The 25,503-nt window shown below is 74.2% G+C and carries 24 protein-coding genes and 1 pseudogene; 12 read left to right on the top strand and 13 right to left on the bottom strand.

Annotation, left to right across the window (positions count from 1 at the left end; genetic code table 11):
- Positions 1-226: 226 nt before the first annotated feature.
- Positions 227-1,042, bottom strand: a complete 816-nt coding sequence (modA, locus tag ACWFQ8_RS06020) for a molybdate ABC transporter substrate-binding protein (protein WP_453784978.1) — start codon at positions 1,040-1,042, stop codon at positions 227-229.
- A gap of 465 nt (positions 1,043-1,507) precedes the next feature.
- Here modA and ACWFQ8_RS06015 point away from each other — a divergent pair, with 465 nt between their 5' ends.
- Together ACWFQ8_RS06015 and ACWFQ8_RS06010 are read left to right on the top strand one after the other, a co-directional pair.
- Entirely contained in the window at positions 1,508-1,891 is a 384-nt protein-coding gene (locus tag ACWFQ8_RS06015) for an RNA-binding S4 domain-containing protein (RefSeq protein ID WP_453784977.1), read from the top strand.
- Between the two features lie 23 nt (positions 1,892-1,914).
- Positions 1,915-2,844, top strand: coding sequence for a hypothetical protein (locus ACWFQ8_RS06010; RefSeq protein WP_453784976.1), 930 nt, complete (start codon positions 1,915-1,917; stop codon positions 2,842-2,844).
- A gap of 258 nt (positions 2,845-3,102) precedes the next feature.
- Here the strand turns inward: ACWFQ8_RS06010 and ACWFQ8_RS06005 are convergent, their stop codons facing one another.
- From ACWFQ8_RS06005 to ACWFQ8_RS05990, 4 genes are all read right to left on the bottom strand, one after another.
- Positions 3,103-4,461 carry an MFS transporter gene (locus ACWFQ8_RS06005; protein ID WP_453784975.1) on the bottom strand — a complete coding sequence of 453 codons (1,359 nt, stop codon included), beginning with the start codon at positions 4,459-4,461 and terminating at the stop codon, positions 3,103-3,105.
- Positions 4,462-4,589: 128 nt separating this feature from the next.
- Positions 4,590-4,976 (bottom strand): ArsR/SmtB family transcription factor, encoded by a 387-nt coding sequence (locus ACWFQ8_RS06000; RefSeq protein ID WP_453784974.1) that lies wholly within the window; start codon positions 4,974-4,976, stop codon positions 4,590-4,592.
- Between the two features lie 271 nt (positions 4,977-5,247).
- Positions 5,248-6,081, bottom strand: a complete 834-nt coding sequence (locus ACWFQ8_RS05995) for a CbtA family protein (RefSeq protein ID WP_453784973.1) — start codon at positions 6,079-6,081, stop codon at positions 5,248-5,250.
- A gap of 14 nt (positions 6,082-6,095) precedes the next feature.
- The gene (locus ACWFQ8_RS05990) at positions 6,096-6,323 is read right to left on the bottom strand and encodes a CbtB domain-containing protein (protein WP_453784972.1); all 228 of its coding nucleotides are present in this window, start codon (positions 6,321-6,323) and stop codon (positions 6,096-6,098) included.
- Between the two features lie 364 nt (positions 6,324-6,687).
- Here ACWFQ8_RS05990 and ACWFQ8_RS05985 point away from each other — a divergent pair, with 364 nt between their 5' ends.
- Positions 6,688-7,323 (top strand): alpha-ketoglutarate-dependent dioxygenase AlkB, encoded by a 636-nt coding sequence (locus tag ACWFQ8_RS05985; RefSeq protein WP_453784971.1) that lies wholly within the window; start codon positions 6,688-6,690, stop codon positions 7,321-7,323.
- A 1-nt stretch (position 7,324) separates the two neighbouring features.
- Here the strand turns inward: ACWFQ8_RS05985 and ACWFQ8_RS05980 are convergent, their stop codons facing one another.
- Entirely contained in the window at positions 7,325-7,663 is a 339-nt protein-coding gene (locus tag ACWFQ8_RS05980; protein ID WP_453784970.1) for a YkvA family protein, read from the bottom strand.
- Between the two features lie 124 nt (positions 7,664-7,787).
- Positions 7,788-8,252 (bottom strand): MarR family winged helix-turn-helix transcriptional regulator, encoded by a 465-nt coding sequence (locus tag ACWFQ8_RS05975; RefSeq protein ID WP_453784969.1) that lies wholly within the window; start codon positions 8,250-8,252, stop codon positions 7,788-7,790.
- A 123-nt stretch (positions 8,253-8,375) separates the two neighbouring features.
- Here ACWFQ8_RS05975 and ACWFQ8_RS05970 point away from each other — a divergent pair.
- Both ACWFQ8_RS05970 and ACWFQ8_RS05965 read left to right on the top strand, forming a co-directional pair.
- Positions 8,376-8,941: pseudogene (locus ACWFQ8_RS05970) on the top strand (DoxX family protein).
- A gap of 122 nt (positions 8,942-9,063) precedes the next feature.
- On the top strand, positions 9,064-10,857 hold the full coding sequence (locus ACWFQ8_RS05965) for a glycoside hydrolase family 15 protein (RefSeq protein WP_453784968.1): 1,794 nt from the start codon (positions 9,064-9,066) through the stop codon (positions 10,855-10,857).
- Positions 10,858-10,916: 59 nt separating this feature from the next.
- Here ACWFQ8_RS05965 and ACWFQ8_RS05960 read toward each other — a convergent pair whose 3' ends face one another.
- The 3 genes from ACWFQ8_RS05960 to ACWFQ8_RS05950 all read right to left on the bottom strand — a co-directional run bounded on the left by ACWFQ8_RS05960 (position 10,917) and on the right by ACWFQ8_RS05950 (position 14,614).
- Complete coding sequence (locus ACWFQ8_RS05960) at positions 10,917-11,450, bottom strand: rhodanese-like domain-containing protein (protein WP_453784967.1); 534 nt, start codon at positions 11,448-11,450, stop codon at positions 10,917-10,919.
- Between the two features lie 328 nt (positions 11,451-11,778).
- The gene (locus ACWFQ8_RS05955; protein WP_453784966.1) at positions 11,779-12,354 is read right to left on the bottom strand and encodes a hypothetical protein; all 576 of its coding nucleotides are present in this window, start codon (positions 12,352-12,354) and stop codon (positions 11,779-11,781) included.
- A gap of 106 nt (positions 12,355-12,460) precedes the next feature.
- Positions 12,461-14,614: a SpoIIE family protein phosphatase gene (locus ACWFQ8_RS05950; RefSeq protein ID WP_453785150.1), complete on the bottom strand. Its 2,154-nt coding sequence runs from the start codon at positions 14,612-14,614 to the stop codon at positions 12,461-12,463.
- Between the two features lie 407 nt (positions 14,615-15,021).
- Here ACWFQ8_RS05950 and ACWFQ8_RS05945 point away from each other — a divergent pair, with 407 nt between their 5' ends.
- Entirely contained in the window at positions 15,022-15,759 is a 738-nt protein-coding gene (locus tag ACWFQ8_RS05945; protein ID WP_453784965.1) for a class I SAM-dependent methyltransferase, read from the top strand.
- A 94-nt stretch (positions 15,760-15,853) separates the two neighbouring features.
- On the opposite strand, the gene ACWFQ8_RS05940 is transcribed toward ACWFQ8_RS05945, so the two are convergent.
- Entirely contained in the window at positions 15,854-16,762 is a 909-nt protein-coding gene (locus ACWFQ8_RS05940) for an alpha/beta hydrolase fold domain-containing protein (RefSeq protein WP_453784964.1), read from the bottom strand.
- Positions 16,763-16,971: 209 nt separating this feature from the next.
- On the opposite strand from ACWFQ8_RS05940, the gene tdh reads away from it, so the two are divergent.
- The 3 genes from tdh (at position 16,972) to ACWFQ8_RS05925 (ending at position 20,396) form a co-directional block, all read left to right on the top strand.
- Positions 16,972-18,000, top strand: a complete 1,029-nt coding sequence (tdh, locus tag ACWFQ8_RS05935) for an L-threonine 3-dehydrogenase (protein WP_453784963.1) — start codon at positions 16,972-16,974, stop codon at positions 17,998-18,000.
- A 121-nt stretch (positions 18,001-18,121) separates the two neighbouring features.
- On the top strand, positions 18,122-19,324 hold the full coding sequence (locus ACWFQ8_RS05930) for a glycine C-acetyltransferase (RefSeq protein WP_453784962.1): 1,203 nt from the start codon (positions 18,122-18,124) through the stop codon (positions 19,322-19,324).
- A 157-nt stretch (positions 19,325-19,481) separates the two neighbouring features.
- Positions 19,482-20,396: a LysR substrate-binding domain-containing protein gene (locus ACWFQ8_RS05925; RefSeq protein ID WP_453784961.1), complete on the top strand. Its 915-nt coding sequence runs from the start codon at positions 19,482-19,484 to the stop codon at positions 20,394-20,396.
- Positions 20,397-20,525: 129 nt separating this feature from the next.
- Here ACWFQ8_RS05925 and ACWFQ8_RS05920 read toward each other — a convergent pair whose 3' ends face one another.
- Complete coding sequence (locus ACWFQ8_RS05920) at positions 20,526-21,305, bottom strand: DeoR/GlpR family DNA-binding transcription regulator (protein ID WP_453784960.1); 780 nt, start codon at positions 21,303-21,305, stop codon at positions 20,526-20,528.
- 154 nt (positions 21,306-21,459) lie between these two features.
- Between ACWFQ8_RS05920 and ACWFQ8_RS05915 the strand changes: the two genes are divergently transcribed.
- The 3 genes from ACWFQ8_RS05915 (at position 21,460) to ACWFQ8_RS05905 (ending at position 24,565) form a co-directional block, all read left to right on the top strand.
- Complete coding sequence (locus ACWFQ8_RS05915) at positions 21,460-22,362, top strand: SIS domain-containing protein (RefSeq protein WP_453784959.1); 903 nt, start codon at positions 21,460-21,462, stop codon at positions 22,360-22,362.
- Entirely contained in the window at positions 22,359-23,195 is an 837-nt protein-coding gene (locus ACWFQ8_RS05910; RefSeq protein ID WP_453784958.1) for a class II fructose-bisphosphate aldolase, read from the top strand. The genes ACWFQ8_RS05915 and ACWFQ8_RS05910 overlap by 4 nt, the downstream gene beginning before the upstream one ends.
- A gap of 179 nt (positions 23,196-23,374) precedes the next feature.
- Positions 23,375-24,565 (top strand): acyl-CoA dehydrogenase family protein, encoded by a 1,191-nt coding sequence (locus ACWFQ8_RS05905; protein ID WP_453784957.1) that lies wholly within the window; start codon positions 23,375-23,377, stop codon positions 24,563-24,565.
- Here ACWFQ8_RS05905 and ACWFQ8_RS05900 read toward each other — a convergent pair.
- Entirely contained in the window at positions 24,463-25,182 is a 720-nt protein-coding gene (locus ACWFQ8_RS05900; RefSeq protein WP_453784956.1) for an SAV_915 family protein, read from the bottom strand. The two genes, ACWFQ8_RS05905 and ACWFQ8_RS05900, sit on opposite strands and share 103 nt — an antisense overlap.
- Between the last annotated feature and the right edge of the window lie 321 nt (positions 25,183-25,503).

Here is a 25,503-nt window from a genome sequence, read left to right as displayed (position 1 = left end):
CGAAGCGTACGGTGGGCGCTGCCCGGAACCGCGCAGGACGGCGACGCGTGGCCACCGAATACGCGGGGGCCGTCCGGGCGGTGGCCGCGGCGCGGCCTCTACGGGGTGCGGAGCCGGGGGGACGCCCGTCCCCCCGGACCGGGCGTGCCCCCGGACCGGGCGTGCCCCAGGACCGGTCGCCCCCCTGGACCGGGCGTCCCCCTCGGCGTTCTGACGCGGGCGGAGGTCAGGCCGGCTGGAAGCCCGCGTCCTGGAGGATCTTCTGCGCCTCGGGGGCGCTCAGCCAGGCCACGAACGCGGCCGCGGCCGCGGCGTTCTTGGACTGCTTGAGTGTGGCGGCCGGGTAGGAGGCCACCGCGTTCTCGGCGTCCGGGATGTCCACGGTGACTGCCTTGTCGCCGGACTTGACGGAGTCGGTCTTGTAGACGAGGCTGGCGTCGGCCTCGCCCAGCTCGACCTTGCTGAGTACGGCGCGGACGTTGGGCTCCTGCGAGACCGGCTTCACCTCGATCCTCTGGGCGTCGAGGATCTGCTTGCTGTAGCGGCCGACCGGGACCTCGGGCGCGGCCAGCACGACCTTGATCTTGGAGTCGGCGAGGTCCTGCAGCTCGTCGATCTTGAACGGGTTGCCCTTGCCCGCCGCGATGACCAGGCGGTTCTTGGCGATGATCCGGGCGTCTCCGGTCTCCGCCCCGAGACCGTCCATCGTTCTGGTGTCGGCGGTGACCAGCGCGTCGGCCGGGGCGCCCTGCTTGACCTGCGCGGCGAGTTCCTGGGAACCGGCGAAGGAGAAGGTCACCTTCGTGCCCGGGTGGGCCTTCTCGTACGCGGCGCCGGCGGTCTTGAAGACGTCGGTGAGGGAGGAGGCGGCGAGGACGGTGAGGTTCGCCGCCTTCACCTCGCCCGAGGTCGAGGAGCCGCTCGTGGCGTCGGCGGTGGACTCCCCGCCGCCGTTGCCGTCGGCGCAAGCGGCCAGAGGTACGAGAAGGGCGGCGGCGAGCACGGCGGTGAGGGTGCGGCGACGGGACGCGGTCGGGGACATGGGCTTGCTGCTCCTCGGTCGGGCCGGCGGCCGGCCCGGTGCCGGTTCCGCGCGATGGTGACCCGCGCCGGCGACGGCCGAGCGGGTGGGGCGTGATGGGTGGGGCGGTGGAGTCGCGGGCGTCGGGTCCCAAGGCCCCACGCCGCGGTCCCCCGGATCAGGAACGGCGCGCCGGTTGGTTCAGGTCCGCTCGATGCGCACGCCGGCGGAAGTCCCCCGGCCTGTGTCCCGCCTCCCGACCTCCGGGCCCGCGAAGGGGCGGCATGGCGTACCTCGACGGGGAAGGCCGCCGGATCGCGGCCGCCGTCCGGCCGAGGGAGTGAGACTGCATGTGCCATACGGTAGAGGTGTATGAGCCGCATTTGCAATCACCTTCGGATGATCTGCATGGCATGTGCGTAAGGACTCGTCTCATCCGACAAAAGTCGCTCCGTACCCACCGGGTCACCTCGCTAGAGTCGAGGCATGGCTGATGAGGTAACGGCAACGGGCTCGGTGCGGGTGGACGCGTGGATCTGGTCCGTGCGGCTGACGAAGACCCGCTCGATCGCGGCGACCGCCTGCCGGGCGGGCCACGTGAAGGTCAACGGGGAGCGCGCCAAGCCCGCGCAGGCGGTGCGGGCCGGTGACGAGGTGCGCCTCTTCCACGCCGGGCGCGAGCGCATCGTCGTGGTCCGGCGGCCGGTGTCCAAGCGGGTGGGGCCTCCGGTCGCGGCCGAGTGCTACATCGACAACAGCCCGCCGCCGCCCACCCCGGTGGAAGCGGCCGTGGTCGGCATCCGCGACCGGGGTGCCGGGCGCCCGACCAAGCGCGAACGCCGCGAGATCGAATCCCTCCGGGGCCGCTGATCACCGAAGAAGACAGGACAACAGTGACCCACTACATCGGCTCCGGCCCGTACTGCTACGCCAACTCCCTGGGCATGGTGCTCGGCGAGGCGGCCCCGCCCCCGGCGGTCATTGAGGTGCTGACCGGTTCGCCGTTCGGCTTCGAGTTGCTCGGCGGCACTTTGCCGCTGTTCGACCCCTACGGCTGGGACCCGGATCTGGGACTGGACGCGGCCATCGCCCTACTCGGCGCGCGCTGCGCGCGTACCACCGGCGGCACGGCGGAGGAGGCTGAGGAGCGGCTGCGCGAAGCCTCCGCCCAAGGCCCCGTCCTGGTCGGCCCCGTCGACATGGGGCTACTGCTCCACCAGCCGGGCACACCCACCGCCGACGGTGGCGACCACTTCGTGGTCGTGCTGGAAGTCGAGGGCAGCATGGTGGTCTTCCACGACCCGCACGGTCATCCCTGTGCGACGCTGCCGGTCGCGGACTTCCTCGCCGCGTGGGAGGCGAAGACGGTCGGCTATGTCGACGCCCCCTACGTGATGCGCGCCGGCTTCGTTCAGGAACGGAAGGTCACTCCGGAGGAGGCGCTGCGACGGTCGCTGCCCAATGCGGAGCGATGGCTGGCCGGTGGCGGCGACCAGCCGGTGCCGCCGGGAACGCTCGGAGGTGCCGCCGGTGTGGAGGCCTTGGCCGCCCAGGTCGACGGGGGACTCGACGCAGGCATGCGCGGGTTCCTGGCGCACTTCTCGATCAGAGTCGGCGCGCGCCGACTCGCCGACGCCGCGCACTGCCTGGACTTGCTGGGACTCCCCGATGCGGCGGCAGTCGCGTCCGGGCAGTCGCGGCTGGTCGGCGGCCTCCAACACCCCCTGGTCACGGGCGACGACCGGGCCCTGGCGGACGGTCTGCGCCGGTTGGCGCCGAGCTACGAGCGGCTGCGGAAGGCGCTCGCGTCCCGCGTTGCTTGAGTGGGGCTGGTGCGGGGCGTGACGTGACAAGGGCCGCACGGGTTCTTCGAGTGCGACCAAGAAGTGGGCCCGTGCGGCTTTGTCCCATCCTGAACCGCGCGCCCGTTGTGGGACCTTCCGCGCCGCCTTCCGCCGGCCGGCGGCAAGACCGGTCCCCCGGCGGACCCGTCGCGCCCGTACTGACCGCAGCCGGGGGCGGGGCCGCGCGCCGTGCGGCGCCGCATCTCGTCACCGCACCGGGACTGCCCCACGGGCCTCCTACGTCCGCCCCGCGCGGCCAGTGGCCGGCCAGCGGGGGTGGTGGCGGTCGATGACGTAGTGGTGGCCGTGCCGCCAGCCGTCCGGGGCCGGTCGGGCGTCGGCGAGGTGGGGGTGGCCCGGCGGCAGGTCGGGGTGGGCGTGGTCCAGGCGGGAGGGGTCGCTGGCGGGCCAGACCGCCGACGCCGCGACCGCGGCGGCCAGGGCCACGGCGCCGAGGGCGGCCGAGGCGACGGGCAGTCCGGCGCCGGTGCCGAGCCAACCGGCCAGCGGGTACGTGACGAGCCAGCAGCCGTGCGAGAGCGAGAACCGGGCGGCGAAGGCGGCGGGCAGGTCCGCATCGGCGGTGGAGCGGCGGATGACCCGGCCGGCGGGGGTCGACGCGGCCGAGCAGGCGGCGCCGATCCCGGCCCATACCGCGAGGAACGCCCACCACCAGCCACCGGGAGCGGAGGACGCCAGCAGGGCCGCGGCGCCCAGCAGCACCGGCAGGACGAAGGCGGCCGGCAGCATCACCGCGCGGTCGGCCACCCGCCGCAGCAGCCGCGGCAGGAGCAGCGCGGTCAGCATCGAGCCCGCCCCGTACGCGCCGAGGGCCAGCGAGACCGCGCCCGCGCCGCGCGCGAAGTGGTCCCGGACCAGTACGACGGTGTGCACGAACACGAGCGCCCCGGCGGCCGCGACCGCGAGGTCGAGGGCGAGCAGGGCCCGCAGCCGCGGCGTGGCCCGGAACAACCGGGCACCGAAGGCGGCCTTCGCGTACGCGCCGCCCTCGCGCTCGGCGTGTACCGGGGTCGGCAGGGCGACGGACACGACGAGCGCGGCGGAGGCCAGGAAGCCGGCGGCGGTGCCGGCGAACAGCCAGGCGGAGGGGAGCACGGTCAGCAGGGCGGCGGCCAGCACCGGACTCAGCAGGCTCTCCAGGTCGTGGGCCAGCCGTGACATCGACAGGGCCCGCGTGTAGTCGCGTTCGTCGGGCAGGACCTCGGGGACGGTGGCCTGGAACACCGGCGTGAAGGCCGCCGAGGCCGCCTGCAGCAGGAGGATCAGTACGTAGACCTGCCAGACCTGGGAGACGAAGGGCAGCGCCAACGCGGCGGCGGCGCGGAGCAGGTCCGTGGCGGCCAGCAGGGCGCGGCGGGGTACGCGGTCGGCGACCGCGGCGGCCAGCGGGGCGACGGTGACGTAGGCGGTCATCTTGAGGGCCAGCGCGGTGCCGAGGACGGAGCCGGCGTCCGCGCCGGCCATGTCGTACGCGAGCAGGCTCAGCGCGACGGTGGCCAGGCCGGTGCCGAGGAGGGCCACCACCTGGGCGGAGAGCAGGCGGCGGTAGGTGCTGTTGCGCAGTACGGACAGCATCGGGACCCGTCCCGGTCGTCAGGGGGTGGGGGCCGTACCAGCGTAGCCAACATGTGCGTACCTGTGCACGTATGGCGCGGCGCGGAGGCGGAAGCCCGGGCGGGGAGCCGACGGGCCGGGCGGCCGGGTCAGTCGTGGGGCGGCAGGCCGCGCAGTTGGTGGTCGGCCACGTTCAGGGCCTCGTCGACCAGGCGGCGCAGATGCCCGTGGCGCAGCGAGTAGACGACGCGGCGGCCGTCCTTGCGGGTGCCGACGAGCCCGGCGAGGCGGAGCTTGGCGAGGTGTTGGCTCACGGAGGGGCGGGCAGCCCCGCACGCCTCGGTGAGCGTGGTGACGTCGGCCTCGCCGCGGCCGAGCCGTTCGAGCAGGGCCAGCCTCGTGCGGTCGGCGAGCAGGGCCAGTACGGCCGCGGCGGTCTCCAGGCGGTCACCCGGCTGCTGGGTGGCCTGGGTGTCCTGTGACTCCTGCGGATCGTGCCGGTCGTGCGCACCGGCCGGACGCCTGCCTGCGGTCATGCGGACATCGTAGGGCGGCCGGGTGGGGCGGGTGCACGCGTGCGCGCCCGCGCACGGATTCCCGCCGCCCGGCGTGAGGGGCGGGGAGTGCGAGGGGCGGCGCCGCGGCCGCACGCACAGGTGCCCCGGCGGGGACGTGCCGGGGGACGCGCGTGGCCCGGCGGTTCCCCCTGAGGGACGCGCGTGCCCCCGCCCCCCGGGGGACGCGCGTGGCCCCGCCGCCCCCGGGGGGACGGCGGGGCCACGTCGGCTCCGGCTCGGGTGCGGCGGATCAACCGGCCGCCGGCACCTGCCGCTGCGCCGGCGTACCGCCGTCGACGGCGGAGTCGGTCGTGGGCGGAGCCAGCAGTCGCTGGGCGAGGAGCCCGAAGACGACCGCGAACACCACCCACAGCACGAGCTGGACGGCCAGTGAGGCGATCCGGAACTCCCACAGCAGCGCCGCCGGGAAGCCCGGCTTGACCGCGTCATCGTTCCCCGGCAGGAACGCGAACGCGAGGCCGGCGGCCAGGACGAAGCCGGCCCCGGCGACGAGCGTCGCGTTCCAGTTGCCCAGGCGCGGTGCCAGCCGCCTGCCCGCGATGACCGCGCCGACGCCGAGCAGCACGCTCAGCAGGATCATCAGGAAGAACAGCGTGGTGCGCTGCCCGATGGTGTCCGGGTTCCCGACCGCCGGGGGAGTGGCCGGGTACTTCAGGAACGGCACCAGATAGACGGTGGCGAAGGCCCCCGCCGCGGTGAGGGCCGCCGTGGCCCGCGGGCTGAACGCGCCCACGCGCCCGAGGGCGAAGGAGAAGGCCAGGGAGGCGATGCCGCCCAGGGCGACCCCGTAGACGAGGACGCCGGTGGCCAGGCCGAAGGTCGACTGGACCGGCCGGCTGACCAGTTCCTCTTCCTCCTCGGCGGCTCCGGCCGCGGCCGCGCCGCCGCCGTGACCGGCGTGGGCGCTCTGGGCGTCCCGCGCGGCCTGGGCCTCCTCCACGGCGATCGAGCCGTTCACCGGGGGCTCACCGACGACGTAGGCGACGGCGAAGGCGAACAGGCCGGCGATCAGGCCCGCGAGCATGCCGCGGACCAGGAGGCCTCTGACAGTCGAGGCGTGCATGGTGTGCGTGCCTCTCAGTGGCAGGGGAAGCCGAGCAGGTGGCGTCCGTCGTGGACCCACTCGTGCACACCGGCGCCGGAGAACACCGACGTGGCGCCCTGCTCGGCGCCGACGAAGTAGAGGGCCACGAGCATCAGCAGGCCGGCGAAGAGGGCCCAGGGCAGGACCGCTTTCACGGGCAGCGGAGCCGGCAGGGAGCCGGCGGGGGTGGAAATGGCGGTGGAGACGACGGCCTCGGCCATGGTGGAACCTCCTCGGGGAACAACGCGTCCCATACGGTGGTGCAGGACGACGGTCCCCGGGTCTGACTCGCCGCGCCGAATCCCCGCAGGGATACCGCCGCAGCACACAGTGGCGCGACCATGCCGGATTCTCACCGGACTTCCGTCTCGCCGTCGTCTGTCTGTTGAATTGTCGCCGTGACGGTACCGCGTGACGGGCTGTCGGCCAAGAGCGTGAGTTGCTGATCACATCCGCGCGCCCCCTGTGACGTGCCGAAAGCATGGCCAAGACGGAAGCGCGAACCGCCGGCCGGGCGCAGGGCCCGGCGCCCGGCCGCGCCCTTCATTCGTGCAGATGTTCGGTTCCTGGAGTTAGGCTGGGTCCATGCACGTGGTCAGCGGCCTGCAGGGGTCCCTCTTCGATCAGGGCGACGAGCTCCGGCTCGGCCCGCTCGTGGGCCTCCGGCGGACCGAGCTCGGAGCCGGTGCCTGGGTGGAGCACCTGCCCGGTTGGCTGACGGGCTCCGACGCCCTGTTCGAACGGCTGGCCGCCGACGTCCCCTGGCGCGCCGAGCGGCGGCAGATGTACGAGCGCGAGGTCGAGGTGCCGCGCTTGCTCGCCTTCTACGGGGAGGGCGAGGCCCTGCCGCACGAGGTGCTCGAAGAGGCGCGCCGGACCCTGAGCCGCCACTACGTCGAGGAGCTCGGCGAGCCCTTCGCCACGGCCGGGTTGTGCCTCTACCGGGACGGTCGGGACAGCGTCGCCTGGCACGGCGACCGGACCGGCCGGTCCTCGACCGAGGACACGATGGTCGCGATCGTCTCCGTCGGCGACCCGCGCGACCTGGCCTTCCGGCCCCGCGACGGCGGCGCCACCGTGCTGCGCCTGCCCCTGGGGCACGGCGACCTCGTCGTGATGGGCGGCTCCTGCCAGCGGACGATGGAGCACGCCGTGCCCAAGTCGGCGCGGGCCGTCGGGCCGCGCATCAGCGTCCAGTTCCGGCCCCGGGGCGTCCTGTGACCTATCCGCTTGTGCGCGGCGGGAGTTGCTGCCCCGGGCCGAGCGGGTCGTGCAGGGGGCCCGGCTCCTTGCCCGGCAGGCGGGCGGCCGCCGCCTGCAGGGAGCGCAGCGCCAGCAACAGGATCCCGATGTCGTCCAGGTAGACCGGATCCGGGACGAGGTCCACCGGCGAGACGGTGTAGATCACGGCCACCCAGAAGAGCGCCTTGTCCCGCACCGGGATCCCGGCGTCGAGCAGCAGCCGCCGCGCCTTGAAGACCCGTACGAGCAGCACCGCCGCGGCGATCGCCAGGCCGATCGCGAGTACCGCGGCCACCGTGAGCCAGACCTTTCCGTCCATGCAGCCCGTTATACCCGGATACCGGCTCCGCTATCACCACCCGGGGCGTACGGCCCGGCGGCAGCACGGGCGTGCCGGCCCGGCGAGGGGGGCGCGGCGAGGGGGCCGCGGCGGGTGGAGCGGGTCAGGCGCCCTGTTCGCGCAACCGCCGGCCGACCTCGCCGAGCCCGTCGGCGAGCGCGTCGAGCTGTTCCGGGGTCAGCACGTCGACGAGGACCTCCCGGACCGTCGCCACGTGCCCGGGCGCGGCCTCGTCCAGCCGGGCGCGGCCGGCGTCGGTGAGAACGGCGAAGATCCCGCGGACGTCGGAGGGGCAGCTGCGGCGGCGGACCAGTCCGGCCTTCTCCAACTGGGTGATCTGGTAGGTCAGCCCGCTCTTGGAGTTGATCAGCCCGTTGGCCAGTTCGGTCATCCGCAGTTCCCGGTCGGGCGCCGCGGCGAGGCGCACGAGGATCTCGTACTGCGGGTGCGAGAGCCCGGAGTCGTCCTTGAGCTGCTGGTCGAGGCGGCGGTTGACGAGCGCCGAGGCGGCCAGGAAACCGCTCCAGGCCCGCATCTCGCGCTCGTCCAGCCATCGTGTCTGCGCCATGCCTCCAGCCTACACAGGTTGTTCCAATTTGAATCAGTGGCTAGGGTCGGAGCGAGCGGTTCGAATTTGAACAACTGTGTCCGTCCCCCACTCCCGGACCGCCCGACCGGAAGGAACCACCTGATGACCAGCCCCTCCGCCGCCACGACCAAGCCGCGGGCCACCGCACCGGCCGCGCGCGGCGCCGCCGGCGCCCCCCTGTCCACCGCCGGTACGGACTCCGGTCTGCTGCTCCTGCGCCTGGTCCTCGGCCTCACCATGGCCGCCCACGGCTCCCAGAAGCTCTTCGGCTGGTTCGGGGGCGGCGGCATCGACGGGACGGGCCGGTTCTTCACCGCCAGCGGCTACCCGGCCGGCGACGCCATGGCCGTCCTCGCGGGCCTCACCGAGACCCTCGGCGGCCTCGGCCTCGCCGCCGGGCTGCTCACCCCGCTCGCCGGGCCGCCCTCGTCGGCACCATGATCAACGCCATCGCCGTCCACGGCACCGGGGCCTTCTTCGCCCCGAAGGGCATCGAGTACGAACTGCTCCTGACCGTCGGCGCCGCCGCGCTCGCCCTCACCGGCCCCGGGCGGTACGCCGCGGACCGCTTCCTCCCCGTACTGCGCGACGGGCGCCCGGCCCACGGAGCCCTCGCCCTCGCCCTCGGCATCGTCCTGGGCGCCGCACTGCTCCTCGTACGCGGCTAGGCCGTCCCGGCGACCGACCGCGCGTAACGGGCGGGACCGGTGGGGCCGGTGAGGTCGGTGTGCACGAAGGTGTCCGGGGCCGGATCTGATTGGCCCCGGGTATTCGAGGGAAGAGCGCACAAATGACACAACCCATCGAAGACTACGCACTCATCGGCGACCTGATGACCAGTGGGCTGGTCGGCCGTGACGGGTCCATCGACTGGCTGTGCCTGCCGCGCTTCGACTCGGCGGCGTGCTTCGCCAAGCTCCTCGGCGACGAGGAGAACGGCCACTGGCGCATCGCGCCACTCGACGCCGCCGACGGCGAGCAATGCACCCGCCGGGCCTACCTCGACGGCTCGCTGATCCTGGAGTCCTACTGGGAGACCGACACCGGCACCGTCAAGGTCACCGACTTCATGCCGCAACGCCATGTCGCTCCCGACGTCGTCCGCATCGTCGAGGGGATCTCCGGCCGGGTCAGGATGCGCAGCACCCTGCGCCTGCGCTTCGACTACGGCAACGTCGTCCCCTGGGTCCGCCGCAGCGACGAGGACCGGGTGGCCGTCGCCGGACCCGACTCCGTCTGGTTCCGCAGCGAGCCGCCCGTCCGCACCTGGGGCGAGGAGAACAGCACCCGCTCGCAGTTCCCGATCAGCGCCGGTCAACGCGTCGCCTTCGTCCTCACCTGGCACCCTTCGCACGAGCCGCGCCCCGAGGTCATCGACCCGTACGAGGCCCTGGAGCACAGCCTCGCCGACTGGCGCGCGTGGACCGCCCAGTGCCGCTACGAGGGCCCCTACCGGGAAGCCGTGACGCGCTCCCTGATCACCCTCAAGGCCCTCACCTACGCCCCGACGGGCGGCATCGTCGCCGCCGCGACCACCTCCCTCCCCGAGGAGCTGGGCGGCGTCCGCAACTGGGACTACCGCTACTGCTGGCTGCGCGACTCGACCCTCACCCTCGGCGCGCTCCTCGCCACCGGCTTCCTCGACGAGGCCCGGGCCTGGCGGGCATGGCTGCTGCGCGCGGTCGCGGGCGACCCGGCCGACCTCCAGATCATGTACGGGATCGCCGGGGAACGGCGGATTCCCGAGGCCGACCTGCCCTGGCTGCGCGGCTACGCCGACTCGGCGCCCGTACGCATCGGCAACGCCGCCGTCGACCAGCTCCAGCTCGATGTGTACGGGGAGGTGCTCGACTCGCTGCACCTGGCCCGGGCGACCGGCCTCGCCGCCGAGGCGCACGCCTGGAAGATCCAGCTCGCGCTGCTCGACTTCCTGGAGCGCAACTGGAAGCGGCCCGACGAGGGGCTGTGGGAAGTGCGCGGCCCCCGCCGCCACTTCGTCCACTCGAAGGTGATGGCCTGGGTGGCCGCGGACCGGGCCGTGAAGGCCCTGGAGCGCGACCCCCTGATCCCCGGCGACGTGGAGCGGTGGCGGGCCATGCGCGCGGCCGTGCACGCCGACGTGTGCGAGAAGGGCTACGACCCGGTCCGCAACACCTTCACCCAGTACTACGGCTCCCGGGAGCTCGACGCCGCGACCCTGCTCATCCCCCGGGTCGGATTCCTGCCGCCCGACGACCCCCGCGTCGTCGGGACGGTGGACGCCGTGCGCGAGGAACTGGGCCGCAGCGGACTGGTACGCCGCTACAGCACCGAGGGCCCCTCCATCGACGGACTGCCCGGCGACGAAGGGGCCTTCCTGGCCTGTTCGTTCTGGCTCGCCGACGCCCTGCACCTGACGGGGCGCGGCAAGGAGGCCCGCGACCTGTTCGAACGGCTGCTGGGGGTGTGCAACGACGTGGGACTGCTCGCCGAGGAGTACGACCCCGTCTCCGGACGCCAGCTGGGCAACTTCCCGCAGGCGTTCAGCCACATCGGCCTGGTCAACACCGCGCTCACCCTGGGCACGGGCGAGGTGCTGGACTGACGGCCACCGGTCCCGGGCCTCGAACCGCTACCCGTACCCGCTGCCGGCCGCGGGAGCGACTACCGGCGCCGGTTGAAGGGCAGCCTGCCGAGCACCACGGCCATCCCGCACGTGCCGGTGAGCGCCGAGAAGACCAGCCCGCCCGCGAGCCCGGCGCTGAGCAGCTGGAACGCCGGGTGCACCAGCAGCCCGAGGAGCAGGCCGAGCAGCACGATCAGCCCGGCGGTCAGCCGCACCTGGCGTTCCATGGCCCACACGGCCCGCGGGCGCTCGGCGGGGTAGTCGAGGCTGTGGCCCCCGGCTGACCAGGAACTGGTGCCGCCGGTCAGGCTGGCGGCGGCGATCCCGTGCTCGGCCAGGGTCCGGGCCGCGTTCTCGGAGCGCGCCCCGGAGGCGCAGACCAGCAGCAGACCCCCCTTCGCGGCGGCTTCGCGCAGCTCGGGCAGGGAACGCCGCAGCCGGTCGAGCGGGATGTTCACCGCGCCGGGCAGGTGCCCGGACGCGAACTCGCCCGGGGTGCGGACGTCGACGACGGTGAGCTCGTCCTGACGGGAGTGGGCCTGGCTGACGCTGGGGGTGGTGGGAGTGCTCATGCGATCGGGCTCCTCGGTACGGCGGGGGAGTGCGATACGGGCGTGGGGCACGGGCCTGCGGTACGCACGTCACGTACGCGAGTGAGGTACGGCAGGCCCCGACCGGCCGCGGGGGCGGCGACGGCACGGCGCGCGGAACGGCCCGGGCGGGGCCCCGCGCGCCGACGGGGCGCGTCGCGGGATCCGGAAGGCGGGCAGGCGTCAGCGACAGCAACAGGAGCGCGACAGGAGGCGCGGTACGACGGCCATGCCGCGGATCATAGACACTGCGGCGGGATCGGGCCAGTGAGGCACCCGTTCGTGGACGGCGCGCGTCTCACCAGGCGGATCAGCCGTAGTGGATCGGGCGGTTCCAGCGGAGCGCGTACCGCGCGGCAGCGAGGTGCACCGCCGTGAAGTACGCGGCGTCGAGGTCCCGCGTCCACCCGCCCGGCCGGGCCGCGGCCGCCTCGGCGACACCCGGACCGGCGAACCAGTTCGTCAGGCCCAGAGCGCCCCCGTGTGCCGTCGCCACCGCCGGCAGCGAGAGGGCGGCGGCGAGCCGCTCCGCCGCCTCCAGCGCCCGGTGGGCGCTGCGGACGGTGATCTCCTCCCCGGTCACCGGGTGTTCGGGGAGGTCCAGGGATCCCGTGAAGGGGAGCGGGACCAGCAGGTTCCAGTCGAGCAGCGCGTCCTCGCACTCCGTACCGCCGGACTGCGCCCGGCACAGTTGCGAGAAGCCCTCCATGGGGCGGTTCAGCTTCTCGGAGAACCCCGGCTCCGGCGCGTGCGCCGGCCCCGCCGCCGGACCCCAGGCCGGCCATCCGCGACGTGCCAGCTCGGCGTCGAGCGCGAGCGCGGTCGGCCGCAGCACCTCTTCGTCGGACCAGTCGGCCGCGTCGACGGAGTACAGGTAGATCCCCATCCCCGGGAATTTACGCCCGGGCACCGACAACGCCGGCGGCAGCCCCTCAACGGCGCTTGCGGAGGCGGTGCTTCTGCTCCCTCCGGAGGAGCGGACCAGTGGCCGGTCAGCGCTCTCGGTAGGGGCGGGCGTCCTCGGCGGCGCCGGGGCCGGGGCCCCCGGGGTGTTGTACGGCGGCGCCGGGGCCGGGGCCCCCGGTGCCCGGCTCGGCGCCGCCCGTACGGGACGCGAGCAGCAGGGCGATGTCGTCCGGCCGGTCGGTGGCGCCGCCCGCCTCGCTGATCAGCCGGTCGGCCGTCTCCGTCAGCGGCGCCGGCCGGGCCGCCGCGGCCAGGGCGCACCGCAACCGCTCCACCCCGAGGTCGATGTCGACACCCGGCGCCTCCACCAGCCCGTCGGTGTACAGGGCGAGCACGGAGCCGATCTCCAACCGCAGCGGCGTGACGGGGTACGTGGCCTCCGGGTCGATGCCGAGGACCACGCCGCCCGCCAGATCCAGCACCTCGGTCCGGCCGTCGGGGTGGCGCAGCAGCGGTTGCGGGTGCCCGGCGCGGACCGCCCGGACGGCGCCCGACGCGGGGTCGAGCAGGATGTAGCAGCAGCTGGCGAACTGCCCCGGGTCCAGGTCGATGAGCAGCCGGTTCGTTCCGCGCATCACCTCTTCCGGCGTGCTGCCGGCGAGAGCGAAGGCCCGTACCGCGCTGCGGAGCTGGCCCATCGTCGCCGCGGCCGACACCCCGTGGCCCTGGACGTCCCCGATGACCAGGGCCAGCGGTCCGCCGCGGGTCTCGATGACGTCGTACCAGTCGCCGCCGACCTCCATGCCCTGGGTGCCGGGGAGGTAGCGGCCCACCGTGTCCACGTGTTCGCGCACCAGCAGGCGGTGCGGCAGCAGTGCGGCCTGGAGGCCGCGGGCCAGCGCCGCCTCGGTGTCGTAGCGCCGCGCGCGCTGCAGGGCCTGCGCGATCAGCCCGGCCAGCGCCGTCAGCACCGTACGCTCCTCCGGACTGAATCCCCGGGGCGCCTCGAAGCCGAGGATGCACGAGCCGACCGGCCGGCCGGAGGCGATCAGGGGCAGGAAGGCGCGGGCCCCGACGTCGGCGTCCAGCGGGATGCCCGGATAGGCGGCCGCCAGGTGCTCCATCGACTCGAAGAACAGCGGGCGGCCGGAGGTCAGGGTCTCCACACCGGGCAGCCGGACGTCGAGCGCGACCCCGTCGAACCGGTTGAGGAAGCCGCGCGGGAAGCCGGTCTCCCACGCCAGGTGCAGGTGCCGCTCGTCGAGCAGGTAGATCGCCAGTTGGCGTCCGCCGAAGGCAGGCAGCAGCTCCTGCGTGACCACCGCCGACACCTGGCGGGCCGTGACCGCCTCGGACAGCGCGATGGCGAGGGCCACCGGCCGGTACAGCGCGGTGGCCCGGTCGGTGGGCGAGTCCGGACCCGCGCCCGGCTCGATGACGGAAGCGGGCGCGTAGGCGCTCCTCTCGGCGGCACCGATCGTCAGCGTCACCCCGCCCGGGCCGGGGTAAAGGCCGACGGACATCCACTCCCCGGGCGGGTGCCGGCCGCGCCGGGCCCGGAAGTGCACCGGTTCGGTGGACATGAAGACGGCCCGGAAGTGGTCCTCGTACGCGGGATGCCCCAGCCACGGCAGCACCTGCCAGAGCACCTGCCCCCGCAGCCGCGCCGCGCGGAGGCCGAGGAGCTCCTCGGCGGCGGAGTTGACGAAGCCGACGACGCCCTGCCGGTCCAGGGACAACACGGCCTGCGTCAGCCGGTCCACGGCCTCGCCCGCGCCCCCGCCGGTCGCGGGCGGGCCGACGCCGAGCGCGTCCCCCTCCCAGGCCACCGGGTCCCCGGCGCGTGTGAGCGCGGCGAGGTCGCGGGCGAGCCGCTCCCCGGCCGCGCGCAGCCGCTCCCGGTCGAGGGCCCCGACCGGGACCCCGGGAGTCGCCGCGCGGATGACGAACAGCACGCCGAACCGCTCCGGACCGGCGGCCACCGGTTCGTAGAGGGAGGCGAAGGGGAACGGCAGCCCGACCATCAGCTGCGGGAAGCGCATGGCCGCCTCCGCGTCGGTCAGGTGCACGGCCTGCCCCGTGCGGTACACCTCCGCGACCGGGTAGGGGCGGTTCGCGTGCATCCGCCACCAGGGCCGGAAGAGGCGTACCGGCAGTCCCGTGACCACGGCCAGCCGGAGCAGTCCCTCGCTGCCGGAGCGCAGGTAGACGCCACCCGCGTACCCGCCGACGGCCGCCACGGCTTCCAGGATGGCCCGGGCCAGCGTGCGGGCCGTGGCATCGGGGGCGGGGCCGCCGTTGTCCGGTCTCGCCGTCACACCGCCAGGATGCGCCCCGATCGGCGGGCGCCGCACCCCGGAGGGCGCCCCGCGCGGGCGGAGAGCGGTGCTTCGGAACGCGCCTGGTGCTCTCGCGCCGCCCGCCGGGTCCGCGCCCCTTCCACACGCCGCCGCCGGGTCCGCGCCCCTTCCGCAGACCTGCCCGCCGGGCCCGGCGCCGCCCGCCCCGGGCCCGGTACGGGACGCTACCTGGGCCGACCGCTTCCCTCGTCCGGGGGACGCACGGGTGTACGGGACTTCCCGCGGGTGCGCGCCGGGGCACGATACGCACGCGTCCCCACCCCCGGCAGGCCCCCGGAAGGCAGAGCATGCGGTTCCAGTACGACACCATCGGCGAGCGTTACGCGGAGTCCACGACCACGGCGGCCTTCTCGGCGGCCGACACCTACACCCTGCACGGCGCCCTCGACGCGCTCGGCGGCGTACGCGGCCTCGACGCCCTCGACCTGGGGTGCGGTTACGGCTACAACACCCGGCTGCTGGCCCGGGGCGGAGCCCGCCGGACCGTCGGCGTGGACACCTCGGAGGAGATGATCAGGCTCGCGCGCGAGCACGAGGCGACGCGGGACCGCCCCGACGTCGAGTACGTCGTCGCCGACGCGGACGGGCTGCCCGACCTCGGCCCCTTCGACCTCGCCACCACCGCCTACCTCTTCAACCACGCGCCCGACCGCAGCTCCCTGCACGCAATGTTCCGCTCCGTGCGCACCAGCCTGCGCGCGGGCGGACGGCTGCTCGCCATCGTGCCGAACGCGGGCGCGTTCCCGCGCGTGGACTGGTCACCGTACGGGGTCCGGATCCTCGACCGGGTGGTGCAGGGGGACGCGCCGCTGCTCAAGGCGCACTTCCTGACCGAGCCGCCGATGCCCTTCGAGTTCCGCGAATGGGCCCACGCGGACCTCGCCGAAGCGGCCGTCGAGGCGGGGTTCACCACCGTCGGCTGGCAGCCGAACCGGACCCCACCCGCCGACCCGGTGCGCGACGAGGCGTACTGGACGGCGTACCGGGCCTGGCCGATCAGCTCGCTGATGACCTGCACGGCCTGAGCGCGACACCTCGCGGCCCCCGGCGGGGCGGAAAAGGCCGCCGCGCGGGGCACCCGCGAAGCCGGCGCCGCGGCCGCCCCCGCCCGGGCCGCGCTCAGAGCTCCGCCGCCTCCTGGATCAGCCGCACGATGTGCTCGCGCGCCGCCCGCCCCTCCGGGACCGGCAGCAGCGGGTACACGTGCGGCAGCCCCGCCTCCTCGTGGAAGTCCACCTCCACGCCCTCCGCCCGTGCCCGGCGCACCAGCTCCCTGCTGTCGGTGGCCAGCACGTCCCGGGTCCCGCTGAACACCGTCAGCGGCGCCAGCCCCGCGAAGGACCCCCGGAGCGGACTCACCAGGGGATCGTCGGCCGCCAGCGTCCCCGCGTACAGCCGCCCGGCCTCCCGCAGCCCGGCCCGCGCCAGCATCGGGTCGCCGGTCTCGATCGCCGCCTGGTCCGGATGGCTCATGGTCACGTCCAACCAGGGCGAGATCAGCACGATCCGGGACGGCTGCGCCCCCGTGCGGTCGCGCAGCCGCTGCGCGGCCGCCAGCGCCAGTCCCGCGCCGGCCGAATCCCCGACGAGCACCGTCCCGCCGTCCCCGCCGCTGGCGATCAGGCCGCTCAGCAGGTCCGCGGCGGCCGGGACCGTCCGGTCGGCGGTACCGCGCGGGGCCAGGATGTAGGCCGGGACGATCACCTGTGCCCGGGCCCGCGTGACCAGGGTCCGGATCATCGCCCAGTGCGGACGGACCAGTTCGTTGATGTAGCAGCCGCCGTGCAGGTACAGCACGTGGACCGCCGGCTCGGCCTCGCGGGGGGACACGTTGTACACGGGCCAGGCCCCCACGAAGGTCCGCGAGATCTCCGCCGCCCGGCCCAGCGAACGCGGAGGCAGGTGCGACGCCGGCCGGCGGGCGGACTCCGCCACCCGGGTGCGCACCGCCTCGGCACTCGCGAACCGTCTTCGCCGTCCTGCCGCGATCAGCGCCGCCGACAGCGCCCTGCTGCGCAGACTCGGCACGCCCCCCACCTCCCCGTTCCCCCGTGCCGTCCCCGGCCCGGGCCCCTGCCCGTCACCTGAGGAGCATAGGCGTGAAGCTGGGCTGTCGACCCGCTTAAGAAAGTCTCGATGGACTGATCACCACGCCGCTCGGCAGATTGGTGCCCGTCACCGACGCCACCCGTGCCACCGCACTCGGGGCGCCCCCTTCCGCATGCCTGGAGCCACCCATGAAGGCGCTCGTCAAGCACAAGGCCGAACCCGGTCTGTGGCTCATGGACGTCCCGGAGCCCGAGTACGGTCCCGGTGACGTACTGATCAAGGTGCTGCGCACCGGCATCTGCGGAACCGACCTGCACATCCGGTCCTGGGACGGCTGGGCGCAGGGAGCGGTCAAGACGCCGCTCGTCCTCGGCCACGAGTTCGTCGGCGAGGTCGCCGCGCTCGGAGCCGACGTGCGCGACATCGAGATCGGCGCACTCGTCAGCGGCGAGGGCCACCTGGTGTGCGGGAAGTGCCGCAACTGCCTGGCCGGCCGCCGCCACCTGTGCCGCAGCACGGTCGGGCTCGGCGTCGGGCGCGACGGCGCCTTCGCGGAGTACGTCGTGCTCCCCGCACAGAACGTGTGGGTGCACCGCACGCAGGTCGACCTCGACGTGGCGGCGATCTTCGACCCGTTCGGGAACGCCGTGCACACCGCGCTGTCCTTCCCGCTGGTCGGCGAGGACGTGCTGATCACCGGCGCCGGACCGATCGGGATCATGGCGGCGGCCGTCGCCCGGCACGCCGGTGCGCGCAGCGTGGTGATCACCGACGTCAGCCCCGAACGGCTGGAGATCGCCCGCAAGGCGGACGCCACGCTGGCGGTGAACGTCGCCGAATCCTCCATCGCCGAGGCGCAGAAGTCGCTCGGCCTGCGCGAGGGCTTCGACATCGGCCTGGAGATGTCCGGCCGCGCCGAGGCCATGCGCGACATGATCGACAACATGACCCACGGCGGCCGGATCGCGATGCTGGGCCTGCCGGCGCAGGAGTTCCCGGTGGACTGGGCGAAGGTGGTCACCTCGATGATCACCATCAAGGGGATCTACGGACGCGAGATGTTCGAGACCTGGTACGCGATGACCGTGCTGCTGGAGGGCGGCCTCGACCTCAGCCCCGTCATCACCGGCCGCTACTCGCACCGCGACTTCGAAGCCGCCTTCGACGAGGCGTCCACGGCCCGCAGCGGCAAGATCATCCTGGACTGGACGGCGTAGACCCCGACCGTCCGCCCCGCAGACCACCTCCCCCGGCCGGGCCCCGCAACCCTCCCCCCTCCGCGGGGCCCGGCCCCCCCTCGTCCGCCTCCGCCCCTCCGCCGCACCAGGAGAACCGCACATGTTCGAGTCCGTCCGCGAAGACCTCCGCAGCACCCTCGACGAGATCCGCGCCGCCGGCCTGCACAAGCCGGAGCGCGTCATCGGCACCCCGCAGAACGCGGCCGTCGCCGTCACCTCGGGCGGAGCCGCCGGCGAAGTCCTCAACTTCTGCGCCAACAACTACCTCGGCCTCGCCGACCACCCCGAGGTCGTCGCCGCGGCGAAGGACGCCCTCGACCGCTGGGGCTACGGCATGGCCTCCGTCCGCTTCATCTGCGGTACCCAAGAGGTGCACAAGGAGCTGGAGGCACGGCTGTCGGCGTTCCTCGGCCAGGAGGACACGATCCTCTACTCCTCCTGCTTCGACGCCAACGGCGGTGTCTTCGAGACCCTGCTCGGCGCCGAGGACGCGGTGATCTCCGACGCCCTCAACCACGCCTCGATCATCGACGGCATCCGCCTCTCCAAGGCCCGCCGCTACCGCTACGCCAATCGCGACCTCGCGGAGCTGGAGACCCGGCTCAAGGAGTCGCAGGACGCCCGCCGCCGGCTCATCGTCACCGACGGCGTCTTCTCCATGGACGGCTACGTCGCCCCGCTCGCGGAGATCTGCGACCTGGCCGAGCGCTACGACGCCATGGTGATGGTCGACGACTCGCACGCCGTCGGCTTCGTCGGCCCCGGTGGTCGAGGCACCCCGGAACTGCACGGGGTCATGGACCGCGTCGACATCATCACCGGCACCCTGGGCAAGGCCCTCGGCGGCGCCTCCGGCGGCTACGTCGCGGCGCGCGCCGAGATCGTGGAGCTGCTGCGCCAGCGCTCGCGCCCGTACCTCTTCTCCAACTCCCTCGCCCCCGTCATCGCGGCGGCCTCCCTCAAGGTCCTCGACCTGCTGGAGTCGGCCGGTGACCTGCGCGAGCACCTCGCCGCCAACACCGCGCTGTTCCGCACGAAGATGACCGAGGCCGGTTTCGAGATCCTGCCCGGCGACCACGCCATCGCCCCCGTGATGATCGGTGACGCGGCGGAGGCGGCCAGGATGGCGGAGCTGCTCCTGGAACGCGGCGTGTACGTGATCGGCTTCTCCTACCCGGTGGTCCCGCTCGGCGCCGCGCGCATCCGCGTGCAGCTCTCGGCGGCCCACTCGACGGCGGACGTGGAGCGCGCGGTGGCCGCCTTCATCGACGCGCGCGCGGCGCTGGCGGCGTCCGGGGCCTGACCGTCCGGGGCCGGTCCGGCGGGACCGGTGAGGCCCGGGTGCCGACGGGGCCGACAGGACAGTCGGGGCCGGAGCAGGGCGCGAGACCTGCGCGTCAGCCGGGGCCGGCGAGGATCGGGCGGCCGTAGGGGTCCCGGTGGCCTGCGACAATGGCAGGGTGATCGACCCCCGCCGGCTGCGCATCCTGCGGGCCGTGGCGGACCACCGTACGGTGACCGCCGCGGCCGCAGCCCTGTACCTCACCCCCTCCGCCGTCTCCCAGCAGCTCGCGGCGCTGGAACAGGAGACGGGCCACGTGCTGCTGACCCGCAGCGGCCGGGGCGTACGGCTCACGGCGGCCGGCGAGATCCTCGTCGGACACGCCAGTGCGGTACTGGCCCAGCTGGAGCGGGCGGAAGCCGAACTCGCCGCGTACGCGGGCGGCTCGGCGGGAGAGGTCACGGTGGCCGCCTTCGCGACCGGCATCGCGGAAGTACTCGCCCCGGTGATCGCCCGGCTGGCCCTGGAGCAGCCGGGCATCCGGCTGCGGGTCCGGGACGCGGAGGGCGACCAGAGCCTGCCGCAGCTGCTCGACGGCGAGGCCGATCTGGCGCTCGCGGTCGAGTACCGGGGCGCGCCGGGCGCGGACGACGGCCGGCTCTCCGTCCTCCCGCTGTACGCGGAGCCCTTCGATGCCGTGCTGCCCTCGGGGCATCCGCTGGCCGACCTGCCCGCGGTGGCGCTGGCCGACCTGTGCGATGCGGAGTGGGTGGGCCAGTACCCCGGTAACCCGTGCCACGACGTGACGCTGCTGGCGTGCGAACTGGCCGGCTTCCAGCCCCGGTTCGTGCACTGCTCCGACGACTTCCGCGCCGTGACCGCCCTGGTGGGCGCGGGCGCGGGAGTGGCCCTCGTGCCGCGGTCGGCGCTGCGCGGCATGGACCTCAAGGAGGTCCAGGTCCGTCCCGTGGCCGGCCCGGCCGCCACCCGCAGGGTCTTCGCCGCCACTCGGCGCGGCGCCGAGACCCACCCGCTGATCGCGCCCGTCCTGGCCGCCCTGGTACGGGAGTCCGAGCGGCTCACGGCGCACTGATCGGCGGGCCGCTGCGCCGGCCGCTGCGCCGACCGCTCCGGCGGCCGCTCCGGCGGCCGCTGCGCCGCCGTGAGTGCGGTGGCGCCCGGTGCGGCGCGGAAGCGTTTCGCCGGCGGGCCGGTCGGTCCGTCAGACCCGCAGCACCTGGACGCCCGCCGCCTCGAACTCGGCAGCGACCCCGGACGACAGACCCGTGTCCGTGACCAGGACGTCCACGTCCGCGGTCGCGCAGATACGGGCGAAGGCGCGCACGCCCAGCTTGCTGGAGTCCGCCGCGACGACCACCCGGCGGGCCCGCTCGCACAGCAGCCGGTTGACGGAGGCCTCGTCCTCGTGCCGGGTGGCCGCGCCGTCCGCAGGGTCGAAGCCGTCCACCCCGAGCACCGCCGTGTCCACCGCGAGCTGCCCCAGCACCTGCTCCGCGAGCGGACCCGTCAGCTCGTACGACTGCGGGCGTGCGACACCGCCGGTGAGCACGATCTTGAACTGCGGCCGGATCACCAGCTCGCCCGCGATGTTGAGGGCGTTGGTCACCACGGTCAGAGCCGGCGCCCCCGAGGCCAGGTCGGGACGCCCGGCCAGCGCCCGGGCCACCTCGGTGGTGGTGGTGCCGCCGGTCAGGCCGATCACCTCGCCGGGGGCGACCAGGCCCGCCACCGCCTCGCTGATGCGGTGCTTCTCGGCGGCGCGGCGCGAGCTGCGGTAGCGCAGCGGGAGTTCGTACGACACCCCGTGCTGCACGGCCCCGCCGCGCGTACGGACCAGCAACTGCTGCTCGGCCAGCTGGTCGAGGTCGCGCCGGATGGTCGCCGCGGACACGCCGAGGACCTCCGCCGCCGGCTCCACCTCCAGCTCACCCCGCTCCACGAGCAGGTCCAGCAGCTTCTGCCAGCGTTCTTTGCGGGTCATCGGCCGCCCCCTTCGGTGTACCGCGTTCTCCCTCGGCCTACCCGCCGACACTAACGCAACCGATCAGGTCGTCGATGCTTGAAGTTGCGTGAAACTGCGCGCTATCTTGCAAGAAAGCGCATCGATCCCTAGCCGGCAGCACGAGGGAGCCCGTATGAGTCACGTCGCGCACGAGTTGGGCACGCAGCCCGCATGCTGGGAGCGGGCCGCCGAACTGGCCCCCGCGCACCGTTCGGTGCTGCCGCGACCGGGGGAGCGTACCGCCGTCGTCGGCTGCGGGACCTCGTACTACATGGCCCAGGCGGCGGCCGTGTTGCGCGAGGAGGCGGGACACGGCGAGACCGACGCCTTCCCCGCCTCGGAGTTCCCCCGCCACCGCCGGTACGACCGGGTGGTGGCCCTGACCCGCTCCGGCACCACTACCGAGGTGCTCGACCTGCTGGCCGGGCTGCGGGACGCGGGCGTGCCGACGACCGCCGTCATCGGCGACCCGGCGACCCCGGTGACGGCCCTTGCCGACGACCTCGTCGTCCTCGACTTCGCCGACGAGCGGTCCGTGGTGCAGACGCGCTTCGCGACCACGGCCCTGACCCTGCTGCGCGCCCACGTCGGCGCGCACTGCGCGGCCGTCGTCGCGGACGCCCGGACGGCCCTCGAACGGCCGCTCCCCGCCGAACTCGCCGGCCGGGGGCAGTTCACCTTCCTGGGCCGGGGCTGGAGCGTCGGGCTCGCCCACGAGGCGGCCCTCAAAATGCGCGAGGCCTCGCTGTCCTGGGCCGAGTCGTACCCGGCCATGGAGTACCGGCACGGGCCGATCAGCGTCTCGGGCCCCGGCACCGCCACCTGGTCGCTCGGCGAGGCGCCGGACGGGCTCGCCGAGCAGGTGCGGGACACCGGCGCCCAGTGGGTGGCCGGCGCCCTCGACCCCCTCGCCGAACTGGTCCGGGTGCACCGGCTGGCCCTGGCGGTGGCCGAACACCAGGGGCTGGATCCGGACGCGCCGCGCCATCTGACCCGCTCGGTGATCCTCGCGGCGGGCGAGGAGGCGGTCCGATGAGCCTCGTACCGGCGGGTGCACTGGTCCTGGAGGCGGCGGGCGCGGGACGGGCCGTCGCGGCGTTCAACATCATCACCCTGGAGCACGCCGAGGCCGTCGTCGCGGGGGCCGAGGCGGCCGGGCTACCGGTCATCCTGCAACTGAGCGAGAACGCCGTGAAGTTCCGCGGCGGGCGGCTGCTGCCCATCTCCCGGGCCGCCGTCGCCTGCGCGGAGGCCGCCGGCGTCCCCGTCGGCCTGCACCTGGACCACGTCAAGAGCGCGGAGCTGCTCCGGCAGGCGTGCGACGCGGGATTCAGCTCGGTGATGTACGACGCCGCCCACCTCCCCTACGGCGAGAACCTGGAGGCCACCCGGTCCGCCGCCGACTGGGCGCACGCCAACGGCCTCTGGATCGAGGCCGAGTTGGGCGAGGTCGGCGGGAAGAACGGGGCCGCCCCGCTGGACCCGCACGCGCCGGGCGCCCGTACGGACCCGGACGAGGCGCGCCGCTTCGTCGCCGACTCCGGGGTCGACGCGCTGGCCGTCGCCATCGGCAGCAGCCACGCCATGACCAGCCGGACGGCTTCCCTGGACCACGCGCTGCTGGCCCGGTTGGCCAAGTCGGTGGACGTGCCGCTCGTCCTGCACGGTTCCTCCGGGCTGCCGGACGCGGAGCTCGCGGCCGCCGTCGCGGGCGGCATCCGCAAGGTCAACATCGGCACCGCGCTGAACGTGGCCATGACCGACGCCATCCGCGCCCACCTGACCCCGGCGGACCCCCGGCCCTACCTGACGGCGGCCCGTACGGCGATGACGGCGACGGCCGAGTCGATGATCAGCGCCCTGAACTGAGGGCGCAGGGGGGAGCGGCGGTGCTCAGGGCCGTTCCTTCCCGCGCCGGGCCCGGCCGGCCGCGCGATCGCCGTGCCGGGGTCCGGCGTCACCGCCCCCTTCCGGATTCTTGTAACAGGTTCTACTCTGACCGCCGCCATCACAGCGACCGGACGGACCGCGAGACTCCCGGAGGGGCCGTGCACCTCGAATACACGCCTGAGCAGCAGCAGTTGCGCACCGAGCTGCGTGCCTACTTCGCCGAGCTGGTCCCGCAGGACGTCTACGCCCGGTACGAGGACCCGGTCGCGCAGAAGCGCTTCTACCGGGAAACCATCCGCCGGCTCGGTGCGGACGGCTGGCTCGGGGTCGGCTGGCCGAAGGAGTACGGCGGCCGCGGAATGTCCCCGATGGACCAGTTCATCTTCTTCGACGAGGCCGCGCAAGCCGTCGTACCGCTGCCCCTGATGGCGCTCAACACCGTCGGACCGACCCTCATGCGGTTCGGCACCGACGAGCAGAAGGCGTACTTCCTGCCCCGGATCCTCGCGGGCGAGATCGACTTCGCCATCGGCTACAGCGAGCCGGACGCCGGGACCGACCTCGCCGCGCTCACGTGCAAGGCGGTCCGCGAGGGCGACGAGGAGACCGGCAGCTACGTGGTGAACGGCCAGAAGATATGGACCACCAACGGCGACACCGCCGACTGGGTCTGGCTCGCCGTCCGCACGGACCCGGACGCCCCCGCGCACAAGGGCATCACCATGCTCCTGGTGCCGACCACGAACCCCGGCTACTCCTGCACCCTCATCAACACCCTCGCCTCGCACGACACCACGGCCAGCTACTACGAGAACATCCGCGTACCGGCGAGCCGTCGCGTCGGGCAGGAGAACACGGGCTGGCGCCTGATCACCAACCAGCTCAACCACGAACGCGTCACCCTCGCCGCCCACGGCACCATGGCCATCCGCGCCCTGCACGACGTCCAACGCTGGGCGGCGGCGACCGGACTGGCCGACGGCCGCCGTGTCATCGACCTCTCCTGGGTGCGCGGCCGCCTGGCCCGTACGCACGCCCGGCTCGACGCCATGAAGCTGCTGAACTGGCAGATGGTCAACGCGGTCCAGGACGGCACCCTCACCCCGCAGGACGCCTCCGCGGTCAAGGTGTACGGATCCGAGGCCCGCCGGGACGCGTACGCGTGGCTCATGGAGGTCGTGGGCGCCGCCGGCTCGCTCAAGGACGGCTCCGCCGGCGCCGTCCTGCACGGCGAACTCGAACGCGGCTACCGCAGCGCCGTCATCTTCACCTTCGGCGGCGGAAACAACGAGATCCAGCGCGAGATCATCTCGTGGATCGGCCTCGGCATGCCCCGCGTCCGCCGCTGAAACGGCCGCCCTGACCGCCGCCCAGCGCGTTCCGCGCGTTCCGCGCGCGCACGCCGGCCACGGCGAGGCCGCCGTGCGCGAGCGTGGTCGTGGACGCGGGCCAAACGGACAGGGCGTCGTCGGCGCCCGCGCGGGTGGCGCGCAGTACGGCCGTGGTCACGGGGCGACCCCCCCCGCCGCACGGCACCGGCCGGACCGGCTGCGGGGCCGGCTGCGGGGCCGGTTGCGGGCTCGGCTGCGGCCGAGGCTCCGGCTGTGGCTGTGGCTGTGGCTGTGGCTGTGGCTCCGGTCCCGGGCTCGGGCTCGGCTGCGGGCTCCGGCGCCGGGGTGACCGGGGGCGCGGTGAGCGTCGGGTCGACGGTCAGCGGGACCGCTCCGAGCGGTTCGGCCAGCGCGCGGAGCGCCGCGCCGGAGAGCCGGATCCAGGGCTGTTCGGCGCCGAGGGTGTCGGCCAGCCGGCCCGGGCTGGTGAAACCGACGGCGGTGCGGGCGCCGAGCGGGGTGCGGAACAGCCGCACCACCACCCGCGCCCCACCCGGCCGGGCGGGCACGTACAGGAGCCCGGCCGGGACCCGTTCCTCGGGCTCGGGATCGTCTTCGTACCGGTACAGACACATGGGGCCCTCCCAGGGAACCACGAGCGGCGGGCGGAGCCCCGGATGCGGGGAGGCGGTCCGGGGCGCGACACCGAAGCCATGCCCGTGATCACCTGTCGGCGGACACCCCGTAACGCCGCCCTGACGGCGGCGGGCCGAGTCTCGACGCGGTGCTGACGTGGGTAGCCTGGAAATCCGCCGGGCGCCTGCGACAGGGAGGTACGGGGATGGACGCGGCACCGGAAGCGGGAACAGGAACAGGGCCCGGACCGGCGGCGGGGACAGGGCCGGGACCGGCGGCGGGAACAAGGTCGGGACCGGGAGCAAGACCCGCAGCGGGAA

The organism is Streptomyces sp. NPDC055254 (assembly GCF_053606025.1).
The sequence above is the reverse complement of the archived record's forward strand: the minus strand, read 5'-3'. Positions and strand labels throughout refer to the sequence as shown.